At 71.8% G+C, this 20016-nt stretch carries 17 protein-coding genes; 6 read left to right on the top strand and 11 right to left on the bottom strand.

The annotated features are described in order from the left end of the window. Positions 1 to 77: 77 nt before the first annotated feature. Positions 78 to 440, bottom strand: coding sequence for an ArsR/SmtB family transcription factor (locus tag ACIBIW_RS02515; protein ID WP_399331079.1), 363 nt, complete (start codon positions 438 to 440; stop codon positions 78 to 80). 124 nt (positions 441 to 564) lie between these two features. On the opposite strand from ACIBIW_RS02515, the gene ACIBIW_RS02510 reads away from it, so the two are divergent. Continuing rightward, positions 565 to 1650 (top strand): SDR family oxidoreductase, encoded by a 1086-nt coding sequence (locus ACIBIW_RS02510; RefSeq protein WP_399331077.1) that lies wholly within the window; start codon positions 565 to 567, stop codon positions 1648 to 1650. A gap of 105 nt (positions 1651 to 1755) precedes the next feature. Here the strand turns inward: ACIBIW_RS02510 and ACIBIW_RS02505 are convergent, their stop codons facing one another. The 8 genes from ACIBIW_RS02505 to ACIBIW_RS02470 form a co-directional block, all read right to left on the bottom strand. Continuing rightward, positions 1756 to 3609: an MFS transporter gene (locus ACIBIW_RS02505; protein ID WP_399331075.1), complete on the bottom strand. Its 1854-nt coding sequence runs from the start codon at positions 3607 to 3609 to the stop codon at positions 1756 to 1758. Positions 3610 to 3921: 312 nt separating this feature from the next. Next, positions 3922 to 4605 carry a GntR family transcriptional regulator gene (locus ACIBIW_RS02500; RefSeq protein ID WP_399331073.1) on the bottom strand — a complete coding sequence of 228 codons (684 nt, stop codon included), beginning with the start codon at positions 4603 to 4605 and terminating at the stop codon, positions 3922 to 3924. A 75-nt stretch (positions 4606 to 4680) separates the two neighbouring features. After that, positions 4681 to 5646 (bottom strand): D-2-hydroxyacid dehydrogenase, encoded by a 966-nt coding sequence (locus ACIBIW_RS02495; protein ID WP_399331071.1) that lies wholly within the window; start codon positions 5644 to 5646, stop codon positions 4681 to 4683. After that, a complete protein-coding gene (locus tag ACIBIW_RS02490) occupies positions 5643 to 6473 on the bottom strand; it encodes a carbohydrate ABC transporter permease (protein ID WP_399331069.1) in 831 nt (276 codons plus the stop codon). Before ACIBIW_RS02490 ends, ACIBIW_RS02495 begins: the two co-directional genes overlap by 4 nt. Next, the gene (locus tag ACIBIW_RS02485) at positions 6473 to 7534 is read right to left on the bottom strand and encodes a carbohydrate ABC transporter permease (RefSeq protein WP_399331067.1); all 1062 of its coding nucleotides are present in this window, start codon (positions 7532 to 7534) and stop codon (positions 6473 to 6475) included. Before ACIBIW_RS02485 ends, ACIBIW_RS02490 begins: the two co-directional genes overlap by 1 nt. Next, on the bottom strand, positions 7531 to 8829 hold the full coding sequence (locus ACIBIW_RS02480; protein WP_399331065.1) for an ABC transporter substrate-binding protein: 1299 nt from the start codon (positions 8827 to 8829) through the stop codon (positions 7531 to 7533). The genes ACIBIW_RS02485 and ACIBIW_RS02480 overlap by 4 nt, the downstream gene beginning before the upstream one ends. 314 nt (positions 8830 to 9143) lie before the next feature. Continuing rightward, the gene (locus tag ACIBIW_RS02475; protein WP_399331063.1) at positions 9144 to 11195 is read right to left on the bottom strand and encodes a hypothetical protein; all 2052 of its coding nucleotides are present in this window, start codon (positions 11193 to 11195) and stop codon (positions 9144 to 9146) included. Continuing rightward, a complete protein-coding gene (locus ACIBIW_RS02470; protein WP_399331061.1) occupies positions 11192 to 13336 on the bottom strand; it encodes a hypothetical protein in 2145 nt (714 codons plus the stop codon). The genes ACIBIW_RS02475 and ACIBIW_RS02470 overlap by 4 nt, the downstream gene beginning before the upstream one ends. A gap of 259 nt (positions 13337 to 13595) precedes the next feature. Between ACIBIW_RS02470 and ACIBIW_RS02465 the strand changes: the two genes are divergently transcribed. After that, complete coding sequence (locus ACIBIW_RS02465; RefSeq protein WP_399331059.1) at positions 13596 to 14297, top strand: GntR family transcriptional regulator; 702 nt, start codon at positions 13596 to 13598, stop codon at positions 14295 to 14297. Positions 14298 to 14327: 30 nt separating this feature from the next. Here ACIBIW_RS02465 and ACIBIW_RS02460 read toward each other — a convergent pair whose 3' ends face one another. Next, positions 14328 to 14741, bottom strand: a complete 414-nt coding sequence (locus ACIBIW_RS02460) for a DNA-binding protein (protein WP_399331057.1) — start codon at positions 14739 to 14741, stop codon at positions 14328 to 14330. Beyond that, positions 14738 to 15001 carry a CopG family transcriptional regulator gene (locus tag ACIBIW_RS02455; RefSeq protein WP_399331055.1) on the bottom strand — a complete coding sequence of 88 codons (264 nt, stop codon included), beginning with the start codon at positions 14999 to 15001 and terminating at the stop codon, positions 14738 to 14740. Before ACIBIW_RS02455 ends, ACIBIW_RS02460 begins: the two co-directional genes overlap by 4 nt. A gap of 174 nt (positions 15002 to 15175) precedes the next feature. On the opposite strand from ACIBIW_RS02455, the gene ACIBIW_RS02450 reads away from it, so the two are divergent. The 4 genes from ACIBIW_RS02450 (at position 15176) to ACIBIW_RS02435 (ending at position 20015) form a co-directional block, all read left to right on the top strand. Next, on the top strand, positions 15176 to 16402 hold the full coding sequence (locus ACIBIW_RS02450; RefSeq protein WP_399331053.1) for a threonine synthase: 1227 nt from the start codon (positions 15176 to 15178) through the stop codon (positions 16400 to 16402). A 93-nt stretch (positions 16403 to 16495) separates the two neighbouring features. Further along, a complete protein-coding gene (locus ACIBIW_RS02445; protein WP_399331051.1) occupies positions 16496 to 18043 on the top strand; it encodes an ABC transporter substrate-binding protein in 1548 nt (515 codons plus the stop codon). Next, complete coding sequence (locus ACIBIW_RS02440; protein WP_399331049.1) at positions 18040 to 19014, top strand: ABC transporter permease; 975 nt, start codon at positions 18040 to 18042, stop codon at positions 19012 to 19014. The genes ACIBIW_RS02445 and ACIBIW_RS02440 overlap by 4 nt, the downstream gene beginning before the upstream one ends. Then, the gene (locus tag ACIBIW_RS02435; protein WP_399331047.1) at positions 19011 to 20015 is read left to right on the top strand and encodes an ABC transporter permease; all 1005 of its coding nucleotides are present in this window, start codon (positions 19011 to 19013) and stop codon (positions 20013 to 20015) included. Before ACIBIW_RS02440 ends, ACIBIW_RS02435 begins: the two co-directional genes overlap by 4 nt. The last annotated feature ends 1 nt before the right edge of the window (position 20016 follow it).

Here is a 20016-nt window from a genome sequence, read left to right as displayed (position 1 = left end):
CGCCCACTGACAACGCCCCCGGAAACCTCACCCGGCCTGCGGTTTCGCAGACCTGGGGGGCCCGGGGGCGAGCAGACCTACGCCCGGCCCGCCGCCGCCCGCCCCTGCGCGGGCTCCGGCTCGCGGGTGACGAGGTCGAGCAGGCCGGGGAAACGCTCGTCGATCTCCTGCCGCCGCAGCCGCACCCCCCGGCGGTTGCCGTAGTCCAGGTCCTCCGTCAGACCCGACTCGCGCAGCACCCGGAAGTGGTGGGTGCAGGTCGACTTGGACACGGGCAGCCCGAACGAGGTGCAGGTGCGCTCGGTGTCAGGCGGCTCGGCCGCCAGCTCCGACACCACCTTGCGGCGCAGGGGATCGGACAGTGCCGTGAGGACCCTGCCCAGCTCCATCTCGGCGGGTGTGGGGTGCCCGTGCTCGTCCACCGTGCTCACCTCTTCCATGCGGTTGCGTCCGGAACCCGGAAGCTTTAGGTACGGCTTGCGTCGTACCTGGATTCCTGCTCTACTTCCTCCAGGTACCAAGGCGATCATACCTGCCGGACTCCGGCACACCTGGGGGTTCCACATGTCCACGCACGCCGTCACCCATCCCGCGCCGTCGGGCGCCCGCAAGGTCGCCCTGGTCGTGGGCGCGCACGGGGTCGTCGGGCGCGACCTCACCGCCCATCTGCGCTCCCGTGGCGACTGGGACGTCATCGGCCTCTCCCGGCGCGGCGGGCCCGACGCGCCGGGGCTGCGCCATGTCGCCGTCGACCTGCTCGACGAGCGGGAGTCCCGGCGGCGCCTGGCGGGCCTCACCGATGTCACGCACGTCTTCTACGCCGCCTTCCAGTCCCGCCCCACCTGGGCCGAACTGGTCCCGCCGAACCTCGCCATGCTGGTGAACGCGGTCACGGCGGTGGAGTCCGCCGCCCCCGGCCTGCGCCACGTCAGCCTCATGCAGGGGTACAAGGTGTACGGGGCCCATCTGGGCCCGTTCAAGACCCCGGCGCGGGAGTCCGACCCCGGCCATATGCCACCGGAGTTCAACGCCGACCAGCAGGCGTTCCTTGCGGAGCGGCAGCGGGGCAAGAGCTGGAGCTGGTCGGCGATACGCCCGTCGATGGTGGGCGGCGGCGCCCTCGGCAACCCGATGAACCTCGCCCTGGTCATCGCGGTGTACGCGGCGGTCTCCAGGGAGGCGGGCCTGCCGCTGCGCTTCCCGGGGAAGCCGGGGGCGTACGACTCCCTGCTGGAGATGACGGACGCGGGCCTGCTCGCCAGGGCCACGGTGTGGGCGGCGACGGACGAGCGCGGCGCGGGCCAGGCGTTCAACATCGCCAACGGCGACCTGTTCCGCTGGAGCGAGCTATGGCCCAGGCTCGCCGCGTCCTTCGGCATGGAGGTGGCGCCGCCGCTGCCGATGTCGCTGGCCGGGGTGATGGCGGACAAGGAGCCGCTGTGGGAGCGGATGCGGGAGAAGTACGGGCTCGCGCCCACCTACCGGGAGGTGTCGAGCTGGGACTTCGGCGACTTCGTCTTCGGCCTCGACTACGACATGTTCGCCGACACCTCGAAGTCCCGGCGCGCGGGATTCCATGAGTACGTGGAGACGGAGGGCATGTTCCTGGACATCTTCGACGACTTCAGGAAGCGGAGGGTCATCCCCTGAGGCCCGTGACATCCCTGAGGCCCCTGACAGTCGTGAACCCCGTGCCGGGGGAGTGGGGCCGGGGAGCCTCGCGGTCCCCGGCCCCACCCGTGGCGGAGGGTGCGGTCAGCCGGGGCGCCCCGGGGCCGGCACCCGGGAGCGGGGGTCGTCGTCCCCGTCCTGCGGGTCGTCCTCCTCCGGGATCACCAGCTCGGTCGCCGCGACCCCGGCCTGTCCCGAGACCGCGGCCAGCTCCTCGCCCAGCGGCTCGGGGGCGACCACCGTGTGCGGCCGGCCGGGGCGGCCGGTCAGCAGCGACGAGACCGCGGCGACCACACAGGCGGCGACGGCGAACCAGAAAGCGACGATCAGGCCCGAGTGGAAGGGCCCGGAGATGAGGTGCGGGAAGAACTCCTTGCTGGTGATGTTGGCCCCGCCGTTCGGCAGCGACGACAACTGGTCGCCCAGGAGCTGCTTGAACGGGTTGTAGCCGAGGAAGGCGGCGAAGAGCACCGCGATCGGCGGGAGCTGCGACACCTCCTGGGCGGTGCCGCCCGGCACACCCTGCTGGATCAGCCCGTCGTGCATGGCGCTCGGCAGCGTGTGGGAGAGACCGGCGATCATCAGGCTGAAGAAGATGCCGATGGAGAGCACCGACGCGGAGTTCTGGAAGGTGGCGCCCATACCGGCCCCGACGCCGCGGGACTCGGCGGGCAGCGCGTTCATGATCTCGGCGCGGTTCGGCGAGGCGAAGAGGCCGGAGCCGAGGCCGTTCACGAAGAGCAGGAGGGCGAAGAGCCAGTAGTTGAAGTCGGTCGGCAGCACCATCAGCAGGACGAACCCGACACCCGTGAGCACCGAGCCGCCGACCGTGAACGCCCGCGCGCCCATCCGGTCCGAGAGCCAGCCGGACAGCGGCGCCGACAGCAGGAAGCCCACGGTCAGCGGGATCATGTAGATGCCCGCCCACAGCGGGGTCTTCTCGAAGCTGTAGCCGTGCAGCGGCAGCCAGATGCCCTGGAGCCACATGATCAGCATGAACTGGAGGCCACCGCGGCCGAGCGCCATCATCAGCGAGGCGATATTGCCCGCGGTGAACGCCCGCAGCCGGAAGAGCGAGAGCCGGAACAGCGGCTCGTCGACCCGCTTCTCGATCACCACGAACACGACGAGGACGGCGAGGCCGCCGATGAGCGCGGCGAGCACCAGCGGGTTGGACCAGCCCATGGTGCTGCCGCCGTACGGCTGGATGCCGTAGGTGATGCCGACGAGGACGGCGATCAGGCCGACCGCGAACGTGATGTTGCCCCACCAGTCCATCCGGGCCTTGCGGCGCACCCCGGTGTCCCGCAGCTTCAGATAGGCCCAGATGGTGCCGAAGATGCCGAACGGCACCGATACCAGGAAGATCAGCTTCCAGCTCACCGGCGCCAGCACACCGCCGAGGATCAGACCGATGAACGAGCCCGCGATGGCGGCGATGGAGTTGATGCCGAGGGCGGTGCCGCGCTGGTGCGCCGGGAAGGCGTCGGTGAGGATCGCCGTCGAGTTGGCGAAGAGCAGTGCGCCGCCGATGCCCTGCGCGATACGCCAGCCGATCAGCCAGAGAGCGCCCGCGCTGCCGTCGAAGTACGTCAGCGAGAGGGCGATGGAACAGATGGTGAAGGCGGCGAAGCCCATGTTGTACATGCGCACCCGGCCGAACATGTCGCCGAGCCGTCCGAAGGTCACCACCAGCACGGCGGTGACCACCATGAAGCCCATCAGCATCCACAGCAGATAGCTGGTGTTCGCCGGGTCGAGCGGGTCGAGATGGATGCCCCGGAAGATGTCGGGCAGCGCGATCAGCACGATCGACTGGTTGATCATCACCATCAGCACACCGAGCGTGGTGTTCGACAGCGCGATCCACTTGTACCGGTCATCCCCCGAGGTGGCCGCCGCGGGCTGCTCCCCGGGGGTTGTTCGGCTTATACCCACAGTGCCTCTGCTCCTCTTCACGCGCTCGCCGTACCCCCCGTCGGGCGGCGGCACAGAACGTTGGTTGATGCAAGTAATCTATCTCCTGTCCATGACTTCCTTATTAACCGGCGATGTGATCGCGGTCGGCGGATGGGGGCACGGGGGCGCTTCCGCGAGGTCTTTCCGGGTCGTGAGCGGGGGCGCGCGGGCCCTCCGCGCCCGTGTGTGCGGCCGTGCGCGGCGCATACGGGGGTGCGGCCGTAAGGGTGGCGGGGCTGGCGTCAGGTGGCGCCGGGTGTGACGAAAAAGGCTCCGGGGGTGGCCGGGGGCTCACTCCTCCCCGGTGGGGGCCTGGGGTGCGGGGACCGCGAGCAGCCGCTCCCGGGCGTGGTCGAGGTGCTCGCCGAGCCGGTCCTCGGCGGCCCCGGGGTCGCCCGCCCTGATCGCGTCGAGCACGGCGGCGTGCTCCGCGGCCACCTTCTCGGGCGCCGTGGTCCTGTGCGCCTGGTACTGCCCCATGCTCAGATGGACCTCGCCCAGGATGATCTGGTGCATCCGAGAGAGCCGGGAGCTGCCCACGCCGTCCACCAGCGCCGAGTGGAAGGCGATATCGGCCTCCACCTGGGCGTCGAACGTGTGCGAGCGCGCGGCCAGCTCCATCGCGGCCTGGGCGCGCTCCGCCTCCACCGGCACCGTGCGGGTCCCCGCGAGCGCGGCGACCGCGGCGCGCTCGATCGTGCCGCGGCTGAAGAACAGGTCGCGGATCTCCGTCTCGTCGAGCAGCGGCACCACGGCCGTCTTGTGCGCGGAGCGGCGCAGCAGGCCGCCCACCACGAGGCGTTCGAGACACGCCTTCGCGGTGGGGCGCGCCACGTCGTACTCGGTCGCGATCCGCACCTCGGTCAGCTTCTCCCCGGCCTTGATGTCGCCGGTCACGATGCGCCGCCGTACGGACTCGTAGAGCGCCTCGGTCAGCGAGGAGGGGCCGACTCGAAAGCGTGTGTCGTTTGCCACGGCCTTAGTCTGCCATAGTCAGACAAGTGCACCAGACAGACTGCTTCGGCCCTTCCCGGGCACCCGGCGGGCGGTTCAGTAGCCCGCCTCCTGGTCGACCACGTTGACCAACGGCTCGCCCCGGTCGAAGCGGCGCAGATTGGTGAGCAGGATCTCGTGGCCGCGTTCCGCGGTGCCCCGGGTGGTGGCGCCGTTGTGAGGGGTGACGATCACCCCGGGCAGGTCCCACAGGGGGCTGTCGGCGGGCAGCGGTTCCACCTCGTGCGCGTCGAGCCCGGCCCCGGCGAGCCGGCGCTCCCGTACGGCGTCCGCGAGGGCGTCCTCGTCGACGATGCCGCCGCGCGAGATGCAGATCAGGAACGCCGTGGGCTTCATCAGCCGCAGTTCCGCGGCGCCGAGCAGCCGGGTGGTGGCGGCGGTGCGGGGGGCGGTGACCACGAGGAAGTCGGCGGCGGCCAGCACCTCGGGCAGCCCCTCGGGGCCGTACACCTCGTCCACCCCGGGCGACGCACGCTCCGGGCGGCGCCGTACGCCCAGTACCCGCATATGGCAGGCCCGCGCCTTCCCCGCGAGGTCGAGGCCGCTGTGCCCGAGGCCCACGATGCCGAGGACACCGCCCGCCAGCTCGCCGTGGGTGTGGCGGTCCCAGCGGTGGGCGGCCTGGGCGCGCGCCCAGCGCGGTGCGTCCCTGCTGAGCATCAGCATGAGCATGAGGGCGTGTTCGGCGAGCGGCACCGCGCCGTTGCCCACGGAGGACGTCAACTCGATGCCGGAGGCGAGAAGTTCGGGCGTGAGGTCGGCGTCCACTCCGGCCGCGGGGCTGTGCACCCAGCGCAACCGGGGCGCGGAGGCGAGGAGTTCGGGCGGCACCCGGCCGATGACCGCGTCCGCCGCCGCCAACTCCCCTGCCGCGGCACGGGCGTCGGCGGCGAACACCACCCGCGCCCGCCCAGCCGCCCGCACGATCTCCGTGCGCCGCCGCTCGTCGCGCTCCCCGAGCACGACCACCACCGGGGTCCACGCCCCGCCCGCGCCGCTCACTTCAGCCCCGTGGTGGCGATGCCGCGTATCAGGTGTTTCTGGGCGAACACGAAGAACGCCAGGATCGGCAGCAGGGAGATCAGGGACATGGCGAACAGCATGCCGATACCGCTCTCGTTCTCGGAGGACACCATGGAGTTGAGCGCCACCGGCACGGTGAACGCGCCGGTGCGGGTCAGGTAGATCAGCGGGACGAAGAAGTCGTTCCACGTCCAGATGAACGTGAAGATGGTGGTGGTCACCAGCGCGGGGCGCATCAGCGGCAGCACCACGCTCCAGAAGACACGGTACGGGCCCGCCCCGTCGATCCAGGCCGCGCGGTCGAGGTCGCGCGGGATGGTGCGGATGAACTGCACCATCAGGAAGACGAAGAAGGCGTCCGTGCCGAGGAACTTCGGCAGCAGCAGCGGTACATAGGTGTTCACGAGGTGCAGCCGGGAGAACACGATGTACTGCGGGATGATCAGCGCGTGGATCGGCAGCATCACCGCGCCCAGGGTGATCGCCAGGTAGACCTTCCGCGCCCGGAACTCAAGACGCGCCAGCGCGTACGCGGTGAGCGAGCAGGAGAACAGGTTGCCGACGATGGCGCCGACGGAGACGATCAGCGAGTTGATGAAGAACACCGAGAAGGGCTGGTTGAGGATGTTCCAGCCGTCGAGGAAGTTGCGGAAGGTGAACTCGTGCGGGATCAGGCCCGGTTCCGACAGGACGAGGTGTCCTGGCTTGAAGGCGCTGACCAGCATCCACAGCAGGGGATAGAGCATCAGCAGGACGAACGCGCCGAGCGCGGTGTGGGTGAGGGCGGAGCGCAGCCGGGTGCTCATCATTCGTCTCCGTAGAAGACCCAGTACTTCGACATCAGGAAGTGCCCCGCCGTGATGACGGCGACCACCACGAGCAGCACCCAGGCGAGCGCGGAGGCGTATCCCATGTCGAAGTTCACGAAGCCCTGTTTGTAGAGGTACAGGGTGTAGAAGAGGGTGGAGTCGGAGGGGCCGCCGGTGCCCTTGCTGACGATGTCGGCCTGGGTGAAGGACTGGAAGGCGCCGATGGTCTGGAGGATCAGGTTGAAGAAGATGATCGGCGTCAGCAGCGGCACGGTGATGTGCCGGAACTGCCGCCACATCCCTGCCCCGTCCACCCGGGCCGCCTCGTAGAGGTCGTCGGGTATCTGCCGGAGGCCCGCGAGGAAGATCACCATCGGGGAGCCGAACGCCCATATGTGCAGCAGGATCAGGGTGGCCAGCGCGGTGGCGGGGTCCTGGAGCCAACTGTGCCCGTCGATGCCGACGACGTCGAGCACCCGGTTGACGAGGCCGGTGTCGCCGAAGATCTGCCGCCACAGGATGGCCACGGCCACGCTCGCGCCGAGCAGCGACGGCAGGTAGAACGCGCTGCGGTAGAAGGCGAGTCCGCGCAGCCCGCGGTCCAGTACCAGCGCGAGCAGCAGCGCGAAGGCGAGTTGCAGCGGCACCGACACCACCACGTAGATCAGGGTGACCCGGACCGCGTGCCAGAACTGGGCGTCGTGCGCCATCCGCCGGAAGTTCTCGAAGCCGGTGAAGTGCGGGGAGGCGAGGATGTTGTAGTCGGTGAAGGCGAGGTAGAGCGAGGCGAGCAGCGGCACCGCGGTGATCAGCACGAGGCCGAGCTGCCAGGGGATGAGGAAGACGTGCGCGGCGCGGCCCTGCCGGTGCAGATGCGAGACGGCGCCGCCGCGCGGGGGGTCCCCGGCGCCCCGGCCGTGAGCCTGCTCGCCGCCGCCGGTACGGCAGGGTTCACCGGTGCGGGCGCCGGGGACGCCGGAGACGTCAGGCGGGCCGGAGACGCCGGGGATGTCAGGGGCGCCGGGGGCGCCCGGGGGGTCGGCGCGCCGGGCGCTCATCCGCGCTCCAGGTCGGCCCGGATACGGGAGATCATCTCGCGGGCTCCGTCCTTCGGGGACTTGCTGCCGAGGGCGATGTCGCCGGCCACCTGCGTCATGGTGTCGCGCCAGGTGTTGGCGCCGGGGGGCGCCTCGTAGCGCCGCCCCATCGCGTGGGACGCCTGGTCGGCGGCGACCAGGTCGAGCATCTCGGCCTCGTCGTGGGTGGCGTGCGGGCGGTAGGCGGCGACGACCTCGCGGTTCGCGGGCGCGCCCATCGACAGGCCGGTACTGAGCGCCATGCTCACGCTGTTGACGTTGAAGTCCACCACCCGCCCTGCGGCGTTCAGCAGCGAGTGGTCGATCTCGCCCGAGATGGTCATCCGGGGCCAGTACTGGAACTTGTGGTGTGCGGGGGAGCCGGCGGCGACGGGCGCGGGCCGCAGCCTGAAGCGGTACTTGGGGAACATCTTGCCCTCGTCCACGATGTGGTTGGAGTCGCCGAAGTTGGCCAGCACCCTGCTGCCGACGGTGGGCCACTCGAAGGCCATGCCCTCCTGCTCGCTCATGCTGAGCGTGGCGCCCGCCCGCCGCAGCTTCTCCCACCACTCGAACCAGGACCCGAGCCCCTCGACGGTGAAGCCGATCCGCCCGTCCTCGGTCCACAGTTGCTCGCCGTGCTGGCGCAGCCAGGACTCGAAGGGCAGGTCGATGTCGGAGCGGTAGGGCAGCGCCTTGCGGCCGTGGGTGTTGTGCCTGCTGTAGTCGATGAGGAGTTCGGCGAGCCCGTCCCAGCTCCAGTCGGGGCTGTCGCCGTCGGGGAAGGCGATCCCGTCCTGCTTCGCGAACGTCTCGTTGTAGCGGAACGCCGAGACATACGTGCCCAGCGGGATGGTGTTGAGGACGCCGCCGAGCTTGAACGACTCCACTTGGTCGGGCGTGAAGGCGTCCAGGCGCAGGGTGGGTATCCCGTCGAGCCGGTGGAAGAGCTTGTTCTTCTCGTACGTGCGCACCTGGGGCGAGGCGATCCAGAACACGTCGGGCAGGTCGTGCGCCGCGATCATCGTCGTCATGCGCTCCTGGGAGGGGCCGTAGTCGGCGAACTCCGGGACCACGGTGATGGTGTCGTGGCGCTTGTGGAACGCGTCGAAGCCCTTCGAGTACGTCTTCAGCCGGATGTTGTCGCCCCAGAAGGCGTATCTGAGCGAGGTGTGCCCGCCCCAGGTGCCGCTGTCGTCGCGGCCGACACCGCAGGCCGCGGCGGCGCCCGCCGCGAGGGCGGCGGCACCGGCCTTCAGCACAACCCTGCGCTCCATCGCGCTCTCCCGTCGTCGCCGTCCCCGCGCGGGTACCGGGCCAGGACGCCGTCGACCTGCGGCGCCGCGAACGGGGAGGGTCCGCGGCGCCGCAGGAAGCGGCGGTCCTGGCGGGTGTCATTGCACTGCCGGGCCGATTGCCCGTCAAGAGTTCTTGCATAGTTGTTTTACAATCCCGGGTCGCCGAAGCGCGGTGGGTACCGGCAGCCCGAGGGTTTTGGGTCTGCCTCTTCCTCCGTGTGTGGCTCGGGGGCCGGGCCGCTCGGCTCCCGACGCATCGCCGTTCCGGGGTGCCCCGGGGCACCGGAACCGCTTTACGGCGACCTGGACGTCAGTACCTCGAACAAGGCGAGCCGGGGCAGCCGCACCCTGGCCCCCGCGGCGGTGTGCTCCACCGGCAGCGGCCGGCCCGCGCACAGCGCGTCCACCGTGTCGGGGGCGTCGGGCCAGGGGAGTGTCAGCGCGCACTCGTCGAGCGGCAGCGGCGCGAGGAAGCGCTGTGCCGCGTCCCCGCTGCGGTTGAGGACATGGAGCACCCGGCCCGCCGCCGAGCGGCCGAGGACGATCTCGGCGCGGTCGGGCAGCTCCGTCGCCACCGCGAGCCCCGCGCCGCCCACCGCGAGCGCCCGGTCGGCCACCAGGTCGCGCAGCACGCCGAGGCCAAGGTCGCGGTAGCCGAGCCCGGGGTGCCAGGGCAGCGCCACCACCCGGCCCGCGCCGTGCGCCGCGCCCACCTCGCCCGGGTGCGGCAACTCCCGCGCGCCGTGGCACTTCTCCGGCGGCCCGTACGGGTGCCGGGACAGCGCGGCAAGACCGGTGGCGGCGCCGGGCCGCGGCTCGACCACATGGAACGCGCCGACCACGGGCAGCGCGGGCTCCGGGGTGCCGTCGCCGCGCAGATGCAGCGACCTGGTGGGCTCCTCGCCCTCCCACGACGCCCGTACGCGCGCATACGGCAGCCAGTCGGGCAGCGCGCCGCCGCCGAGCCCGGTGCCCCCGGTGGCCAGCACCGCGCCCCCGCCCGCCGCGTACGCCCCGACGGCCGCGCCCTCCCCGGCCGACAGCGGCGCGAGGTCGGGCAGGACGAGCAGCCGGTAGCGGCCGAGCGACGCGACCCGCCGATGCCCCTCGCCGCGTGCCTTCGCGCCGCCGCCCATCTCCGCGAGCGTGCCCTGCGGCACCACGTCGAACGGCAAGTGCCGCTCCTGGAGGGCGAGATACACCCCCCGGAACTCCCCGAGCGCACGCTCGGCGCGCTCGGGCGGCACCCGGTCGGGGTCGGGCCGCACCAGCAGCGTCGGCGCGTCGGGCCGCAAATCGCGGTAGACGTCGGCGTGGTTCCGGTGGAAGCGGGTGACACGCGCCGCGGCGTCGAGACAGCCGTACCCCGCCGCCTCGGGCGTGCCCATGACGTACGTGGAGGGGACGGCGCCCCTGGACACCGCCTGCACCAGGTACTGCGCGAAGTGGTGCGGGTCCTCGCCGCCCCAGCGGTAGGGCATGTCGAGGAACGCCACCGAGTTCACCAGCACCGGCACCCCGGGGCGGCGGGACTTCGCGGCGCTGACGGCTTCCGCGGTGGCGTGGTGCCACAGCGGGCGGCCCACCGCGTTGTTGGCCTCGTGGAACACGATGTCCGCGCGGTCCCCGAGGATCAGCGCGGCCTCCGGCGCGAGCCCGGCGACATGGGCCCTGATCCGCGCCGTGAGGTCGTCGAGGGTGGCACGGGCGAGACGCCGCCAGGCGCCGTAGCCCTCGTCGGCGGGCCCGGTGGGCAGTGGGGTGTCCGCGCCGTGCTCGGCGGCCCACCGCACCCGGCACCCGGGGCAGTGGCACACGCCCCGGTAACGCCTGCTGTAGTCCACCTCGTTGAAGGACATCCAGTTGAGGAAGAACCCCGCCACCCCGTAGCGCGCCAGCACCTCGGCGAGCACGTCGAACAGCCGCTCCTGGTAGTAGGGCCCGCTCGGACACACGCTCACGAGGCCGTTGTAGACCTGGCGTTCGCCCGCCGCGTCCACGAAGCACCACTCGGGGTTCGCCTCGGCGCGCGCGTGGTCCACCTTCGAGAAGTCCATCCGGCCGAGCACCCGCACCCCGCGCCGCGCCGCGGCCGTGACCGCGTCGCCCACCAGGTCCCCGGAGGCGCGCCCGGCGAGCGCCGGGTTACGGGTCTGGAAGCCCAGCCGCGTCGGGTAGTTGGAGACGATGCCGCCGACGCTGAGCAGCCAGGTGTCCGCGCCGAAGCCGTCCAGGAAGTCCAGCACCCGCGCCACGTCGAGACCGGCGTCGGTCTCCCGCAGATTGGTCTGGAACATCCGGAACGGCTCGCGCCACCAAGGCCGTTGGGCTCCCGGAGCGCTCATCCCGCGCCCCCTGTGCCCGCCGGGCCGCGCCAGTCGAGCCGTACCACCTCAAGCAGTCCTGCCCCCGGCACGGCCACCTCGGCGCGCCCGTCCACGACCCGCACCGCCGCCTCCGTGTCCGCGACGAGCAACCGGGCGGTGGCGTCCGCCGCGCCGGGCGGCAGCGCCACCGACACGGTCTGCGGGGGAAGTTGCTGTACGGAGCGGCGGGTGCCGCGCATGGCCGCCGGGTCGTTGATGTTCACCAGCGCCACACTCAGCGAGCCGAGACCCGCGCGCACCGCCACGTCCACCAGGCCCTCGCCCTCGACGGTCACCGCGGGGGGCCCGCCGAGGGCCCAGCGCACCGCGTTCACCAGCAGCCGCCCGTGGTCCTCCTGTAGCGCCTCCCAGTACACGGCGCCCACGTCGAACGCCGCGTACACGGTGCGCCCGCCGCCCTCGGTGCGGCGGCACACCACCGCGGGCGCGTCCGGCTCCGCGCGGGCGTAGACCTCCTCCATCGGCAGATCGGGGAAGTCGGGCACGAAGCGGAACGGCACCTCGGTGCCGTCCGCGGCCTCGACCCCCAGCACACTGGTCCCGCCGATGATCCGCCCCGCGCCCTCGTACCCCTCGTGCAGCGGATGCGGTGGCCCCGTGAGCGCGGCGTACTTGTTCTTCACGGTGCGGGCCGGCTCCGTGAGCCGCACCCCGAGCAGGTCGCCGAGCGCGAAGCCGTCGCGCTCCGCACCGTCCTCGTCGACGAGACCGGCCCGGTGCAGCGCGACGAGACCGCCGCCTCCCGCCACGAACTCCCGTATCGCACCGAGCTGTTCGTCCCCGAGCCGTTCCGCCCCGGTGAGCACGAGCACCCGGTGTGCGGCGAGCCGGTCCGCGCTCAGCGCGCCGTCCGAGACCAGCTCGAACGGGACCCGGGCCGCCACCAGCGCCTGGTGCACACCGTCTTGGTGGCCACCGCGCAGCCGCTCCTCGCTGGTGCGGTGCGGGGGGACGGCCGCGTCGAGCACGGCGATGTCCGCGGTGGGCGCGAGGGCGGCCAACTGCGGCTCGATCCGCGCGTGCAGCCGGAACAGGTCCGCCACCGGCTCCACCCAACGCCGGTCGGGGACCGCGGCGTTGAACTTCGTCATCCAGGGGTTGATGCCGTGCGCGAAGCCGTCCGCGATCCAGGTCAGCACCTCCGCGGGCGGCGCCACCGAGTCCTTCCAGCGCTGCCGGTGCTCGGGTCCCACCGAGGCGATGAGCTGCGCCGGGCGGTCCGGGTACGCCGCCCGGCTGCGCCGCGCCAACTGCCCCGCGGTCCACAGGGGTTCGGTGCCCGAGCGGCCCTGTCTGTCGATGACGAAGAACGGCGAGTGCCGCTCCGCGACCGCCGGGTCCAGGTCGCGTACGGTCGTCGCCCCCAGGTTGGGGATGAACGAGGCGTGCGGGCGCTCCTGTTTGACCGCCGCGTCCCAGCGGGCCACCAGCTCCCCGAGCATGCCGCGCCGCCAAGCGTCGTAGGCGACCCGCACCGGCTCTGGCGGCGCCGCGGACCCGGGCCCTTCGGCGGGCAGTTCGTACCCCGTGGCCTCGCGGAAGGAGCGGCGCGCCGCCTCGCTGTAGGAGATGCCGCCGTGCCCGTCCCAGCGGTTGGCGAAGACCGCGTCGATGTCGTACTCGCGGGCGATCTCCCGCGCCACCTCGGTGGTGAACTCCCGGTGGTAGCCGCCCGCGGGGCAGGTCAGCCAGGCGCCGGGCAGCGACCAGTGCTCAAGCGGGCGGCCCTGCGGGTCCCGCGCCAGCCACTCGGGGTGTGCCTCGGCGGCGTCCGCGTGCACGGCGTGCGGGTCGATCCTGGCCATCACGTGCAGTCCGAGCCGCCGCGCCCCCTCGACGAGCGTCCCGAAGGGGTCGCTGTCGCCGAGGTGGACGCTGCGGTGATGGAAGGGGACGCGCGTCGGATAGTAGGCGACGTAGCCGCCCGCGCTGAGGCAGAGCGCGTTGGCCCTGCTCTCGCGCATGAGGCCGAGCCAGAAGTCGGCGTCGAAGTGGGCGGGGTCGTCCTCGGCGAGGGTGAGCTGAATCCAGCGGGTCGCTCCTCGCACCCAGTCGGGCGTCCTCTCGGGGGCGTCGGGCGGAACGGCGATGTCACGCAAGAGCGGGCCTCCCGTGCTTGGAGTCCCTTCAGTAGAGCATTTTGTCAGACAAGTTAACAAGCCTGTCGACCGGCTTCGCCCTGTGGCGCTCCCCCGCGCCCGGCTGAAGCGGGGCACGGCCACCGCAGGCGCCCCCCTGCCGACGTGCTCCATGACCCGGTGCGCACGTCCCGGCGCGAGCGGCCTCCCGGAGCATTCCCGCAGGTAAGGACGGGCCCCGCTGGTCATAGCGTCCCGGCTGGTGTCATCATGCCGTCTCATGGCGATCGAGCGGCAGACCTACAAGGGGCGGGCGTACCAGGAGATACGTCAGATGCTCGTGCACGGGGAACTGGCGCCCGGGGCCAAGGTGGTGGTGCGGGTGATGGCCGAGCGCCTCTCGCTCTCGCCGACACCGATCAAGTCCGCGCTCGCCGGTCTCGAACGCGACGGCTTCCTGGTGGCGGTGCCGCACCGCGGCTACTTCGTGCCCGAGGTCGCCGTCGGCGACATGCGCGAGATCTACGAGCTGCGCGAGGCGCTCGACGGAGTCGCCGCCAGGGACGCGGCCGTCGCGCCCGGCGCCGCCGAGTTCGTACGCGCCGAACTGCTGCCGCTCTACGAGGAGCAGCGCAGGCTCCTCGACGAGCAGGGCGGGCAGGGCTACAGCGATGTCGACGTGGCCTTCCACCGCGCCATCTGGCACGCCTCGGGCAACAGCAGACTGGCGGGGATCATGGACAACCTCGGGGGGCAGTTGCGGTTCGGCTCCGGGTCCTCGTCCCGGGCGCCCGGGCGGGTCCCCGAGGCGCTCGACGAGCACGCGGCGATCATGGAAGCCGTCGCCGCGGGCGACGCGGAGCGCGCCGAGGCGCTGGCCAGGGCCCATGTGCGGCGGGCCGCCGAGGCGTTCGGCGGCGTTGTCACCCCCGACTCCCTCGCCCCCTACCGCCATCCGGAACCCCCGGCCGCGCGCGCCTGACGCAGGCACCGCGGCTTCCGCCGGGACCGTTCAGACCTTCACGACGGTGAGGTGCCCACCGCTCAGAGCGGCGAGGTTGTCCGGATCGGAAGTGAGAACCGTGACGGGTCCTGGGGCGGCGAGAGCGGTCGCGCAGAGCATGGCGTCGATGGCGTACTTGTGCCCATGAAGTCCGGCGTCGGCGAGGAGGGCGGCGGCGCGCCGGGCGATCGGCTCGGTGACTGCCTCGACGACGAGCCGCGACAGGGTCCACTCCAGGGCCGGGCGGTTGACGCGGGGGTGGACAACCTCCACCAGGGTCGCCGCCGTTGTGATCACCCGCAGGTCGTCGGCGCGGGCGAGGGCGAGCCAGGCGGTGACGGCGCGGTCGCGCAGCACGGCCTTGGCGAGGCCCTCGCTGTCGAGGACGAGGGTGCCGCCGGGGATGGCGGGGGAGCGGGTCACGCGGTGTTCTTCCCGCCCCGTGCCTGCTCCCGGCGCGCGTGGTGGAGTTGGTCGCGCAGCGCCTGGATCTCCTCCTCGGTGACGGGGCCGTGCTCGGCCTCGGCGACCTGGATCAGTTCGTTGAGGTCGTCGCGTTCGATCTGACGCGCGACCGCGGCGGAAACATAGGCGGACAGGCCCGAAGGGCCGCCGCGGGCCTTGGCGGCCTCGGCGATGTCGCGAGGCATGGTGATCGAATACTTGGCGGTAGGGTCGCTCATGCTCCTTATGCTACCTCGCATCCTCCCCGGCTTCTCCGCAGCCGTGCCCCGGCCCCTGTAAACGCCCCGTTACATCTACCCCCGAGCATCACGAAGAGTGAGACAACCCCTTGACGGCCCTCTGATTTTGGATTCAAAATCCAAAACGTCTCCCGTCTCCGTCCGAGGAGCCCCATGCCGTACTCAGCCCTCAGCCACCTCGAATGCTCAAGGACCGGCAAGCGTTACGACGCCGACCTGGTCCAAGGGGTCAGCGAGGCCGGTGTGCCGCTACTGGCGCGCTACGACCTGGAGCGGGTCGCCGCGACCGTCACGCCCGGCGACCTCGCCTCCCGCCCCGCCGACCTCTGGCGCTACCACGAGGTGCTGCCCGTACGGGACGAGTCCCGGGTCGTCACCCTCGGCGAGGGCATGACACCGCTGCTGCCGATGCGTGCGTACGGCGCCTCGATCGGGGTCCCGGGACTGCTGATGAAGGACGAGGGCCTGGTGCCCACCGGCAGCTTCAAGGCGCGCGGCGCCGCCGTCGGGGTGTCGAGGGCCGCGGAACTCGGTGTGACCGGCGTGGCGATGCCCACCAACGGCAACGCGGGCGCCGCCTGGGCGGTCTACGCGGCCAGGGCCGGGATGCGCAGCCTCATCGCGATGCCGGTGGACGCACCCCCGATCACCCGCGCCGAGTGCGTGGTCGCCGGGGCCGAGCTGTACCTGGTGGACGGGCTCATCGGCGACGCGGGCAAGCTCGTGAACGCCGCCGTGCGGGAGCGCGACGGCTACCAGGAGGTCTCCACGCTCAAGGAGCCGTACCGGCTTGAGGGCAAGAAGACCATGGGGTACGAGATCGCCGAGCAGCTCGGCTGGCGCACCCCCGATGTGATCCTCTACCCGGCGGGTGGCGGTGTCGGCCTCATCGGCATCCACAAGGCCCTGCTGGAGATGCGTGAACTCGGCTGGATCAAGGGCGAGTTGCCGCGCCTCGTCGCCGTGCAGGCGGAGGGGTGCGCACCGCTCGTGAAGGCGTACGAGGAGGGCAAGGACGTCAGCGAGCCCTTCCCCGACGCCCACACCGTCGCCTTCGGCATCACCGTGCCCAAGGCGCTCGGCGACTTCCTGGTGCTGAAGGCCGTACGCGAGACCGAGGGCACCGCCATCGCCGTCAGCGACGCGGAACTCCTCGCGGAGCAGCGGCAACTCGCCCACAAGGAAGGCGCGTTCGTCTGCCCCGAGGGCGCCGCCTGCTTCGCCGCCGCCCGCCGGCTGCGGGAGTCGGGCTGGCTGCGCGAGGGCGAGAGCACCGTCGTCCTGAACACCGGCGCCGGGATCAAGTACCCCGAGACCGTCCCCGTCGACGTGCCCACCCTGGCCGTCGACGCCCACATACCGTCACCGACGGACGGCTGACCCGCCGCGGGGTGTCCGACCCCATCCGGTCGTACGCGACGGCCGGACACCCCGCGGCGCCAGCCCTCCGGCACACCCGGCAGGAGGCGAACCATGCGTGCCCCCCGGATACCCCGCGCCCCCGGGGCGCTGCGACAGGGGTCCGTCGCGGTGCTGCTGGCCGCGGCGCTCACCGCCTGCGCGCTGCCCACCACCACCGGCGGCTCCGCCCCCGGCGACTCGCGGCTCACGGTGGACCTCGCCGCCTACCCGGCGAGCCTCGACCCCGGGCTCCAGTACGACACCGACTCGTACTCCGTCTACCGCAACATCTTCGACCAACTGCTGCACCGCGACCCCAAGACCAACGAGCCGGTGCCGTGGCTCGCCAGAAAGTGGCACAGGACGTCGCCCACCACCTGGGTGTTCACCCTCCGCGACGACGTGCGGTTCAGCGACGGCAGCCGGCTCACCGCGGCCGACGCGGCGTTCAGCATCGAGCGCATCCTCGACCCGAAGCTCGGCAGCCAGCAGAACGCCAACTTCTCCGCGGTCGACAAGGCCACCGGCAGCGGCAACACCCTCACCCTCACCACCAAGTACCCCTCACCCACCCTCCTCACCTACCTGACCACGCTCTCCGTGGTGCCGGAGGCGTATGTGAAGAAGGTGGGCAACGCCAAGTTCAACCTGCGCCCGATGGGCTCGGGGCCCTATGTGCTCCAGAACGCCATCTCCGGCTCCCAGGTGCAGTTGCGACGCAATGAGCACTGGTGGTCGCAGCGGCCCCCGATCAGGGCCGTCACCTTCCGCGCGGTGCCCTCGCCCGCGAGCCGGGTCGCCGACCTCACCTCCGGCAAGGCGGACATCGCCGACGCGATGACCCCGGACAACGCCATCCAGATGAAGAGCGCCAGCAACCTCAAGGTGCTCTCCTCGCCCACCGAACGCGTCAGCTACCTCGCCTTCAACGCCCTCAAGGGCGGGCCCACGAACGACCCGCGGGTGCGCAGGGCCATCAGCCTCGCCATCGACTACAAGTCGCTGATCTCCGCGCTCGAACAGGGCTACGCGAAACAGGTCAACAGCGTCCTCACCCCGCTCGCCGAGGGCTACCCCAAGGCGCTGAAGAACTACGCGTACGACCCGGCGGAGGCACGCGACCTCGTACGGCGGGCGGGCGCGCGCGGCAAGACGGTGGTGATGGCCACCTCGCCCACCTACGACCCGCAGATCGTGCAGGTCATCCAGGCGTACATTCAGGACACCGGCCTCAAGGTCGCCATCCGGAACACCGACCAGGCCACCTATCTGAAGAAGGTGCAGGGCCCCTCGCACGACTGGGGCTCCATCCGCTTCGGCCAGTGGTCCTGCTCCTGCCTTGACGCGGACGGTGTGGCCTACCCGCTCTTCCACACCGGCACCGTGTGGAGCTCGTACCACAGCGCCGCCTTCGACGCCCTCGTCGACAAGGCGCGTGCCACCATCGACCCCGCCGCCAGGGAGAAGCTGTACGCACGTGCCTACGGCGTCCTCAACAAGGACGTCCCCGGCATCGGCCTCTTCCAGATCTACTCGATCTACGGCGCCAACAAGCGGCTCGACTGGCAGCCCGACGCCCAACAGAGCTTCTTCGTAGCCGACATGAGGTTCACGTCATGAACCGTCGCGCCCTCGGCCGGGGCACCCTCACCGCCGCGGCCCAGTACCTCGGGGTCAGGCTCGGGCAGGCCGTCATCGCCCTGTGGGGTGTGACCACCGCGGTGTTCTTCGCCCTCCGCCTCTCCGGCGACCCCGCCCAGCTCCTCGCCCCGCAGGGCGCCACCCGCGCCGACATCGCCCGGCTGCGCGCACAGCTCGGCCTCGACGAGTCGGTGTGGCACCAGTACCTGGACTTCCTGAACGGGCTGCTCCACGGCGACCTCGGCTACTCCTACGTCCAGCACGAGCCCGCGCTCACCCTGATCCGCCAGCGCATCCCCTACACCGTCGACCTGGCGCTCGCCGCGCTGCTGCTGACGGTGGTGCTCGGGGTCGGCGCCGGCATGGTGATGGCGCTGAACCGGGGCCGCTGGCCCGAGCGGGTGCTGATGCCGGTGGTGCTCGTGGGGCAGGCGATGCCCGCGTTCTGGACCGGCATCCTGCTGATCCTGCTGTTCTCCGTCACCTTCCGCATCCTGCCGTCCACCGGCTACGGCGGCATCACCTCGCTGATCCTGCCCGCGGTCACCCTGGCGTCGCTGTCCGCCGCCACCGTCGCCCGCATCACCCGCGGCGCGGTCCTCGAACAGCTCGGCCGCGACTACGTGCGCACCGCGCGCGCCAAGGGCGCGGGCACCGCCCGTCTCGTGGTGCGCCACCTCGCCCGCAACGTGTCCGTACCGGTCCTCACCGTCCTCGCGCTCGAAGTTGCCAACCTGCTCGGCGGCTCCGTCGTCACCGAGCTGATCTTCGCGTGGCCCGGGCTCGGCCAGCTCACCGTGCAGTCCGTGGACGGGCGGGACTTCCCGCTCGTGCAGGCCATCGTGATCCTCGCCGCGCTCGTGTACATCGTGGTCAACCTGGTCACCGACATCGCCTACGCCCTCATCGACCCGCGTATCGGCACTCTCGGAAAGGCGGCCGGGGCATGAGCGACACCACCACGGCGGGCGCGGCACCCGCCCCGCCGCTGCCCGCCGACACCCCCGCGCCCCGGGCCCGCGCACCCCGCCGCAGGGGGCTGCTGCCCGCGGCCCTCGTGGTGCTCTACGTCCTCCTCGCGCTGATCGCCCCGGTGATCTCCCCGTACGACCCCAACCACGCCGACCTGGTCTCCCGGCTCAGCGAGCCCTTCACCACCGCCCACGGCCACTTCCACCTGCTGGGCACCGACGCCCTCGGCCGTGACGTGCTCAGCAGGATCTTCTACGGCTCCCGGGTGTCGATCGCGGTCGCCGCGGCCACCGTGGTGGTCTCCGGGGTCTTCGGCGTCCTCATGGGGGTGGCCGCGGGGTGGTACCGCGGCTGGGTCGGCGCGGTGGTGATGCGGATCGCGGACATCGCGCTGTCGGTGCCGTTCTTCCTGCTGGCGATCCTGGTGGTGGCCGTCCTCGGCCCCAGCCTGGTCAACGTGGTGATCTGCCTGGCCCTCGTACGGTGGCCCCGCTACACCCGCATCGCCTACTCCAGCGTGCTGGAGACCAGGGAGCGCGGCTTCGTGCGCGGCGCGGTCGCGGTCGGCGCGCCCGGCTTCTGGATCGTCACCCGGCACATCCTGCCCGAGGTGCTGCCGCTCGCGGTGGTGGTCGCCACCCTCGAACTCGGCCTGATGGTGGTGTTCGAGGCGTCGCTGTCGTTCATCGGCCTCGGGGTGCAGCCGCCCACCGCGTCCTGGGGCTCGATGCTCTCCGACGGCCAGCAGTACGTGGCCACCGCCTGGTGGCTCGTCACCTTCCCCGGGCTCGCCCTCTTCGGCCTCGTACTGGCGGTGAACCTGCTCGGCGACACCGTGCGCGACCGCCTCGACCCGCGCCGGAGTGTCCCGCGCGGTGCCTTCCGGCGGCGCACGTCCCGCCGCGGGCCCGGCTGGCTGCGCTCGCGCGCCGCGCAGGGCGCCACGGACTCAGAACCGACCTCCCCCAAGGGGGCCTGAC

Source organism: Streptomyces sp. NPDC050560, assembly GCF_044457285.1.
Lineage (GTDB): Bacteria > Actinomycetota > Actinomycetes > Streptomycetales > Streptomycetaceae > Streptomyces.
Note: the sequence above shows the minus strand (reverse complement) of the source record. Positions and strands in the feature narration are given on the sequence as shown.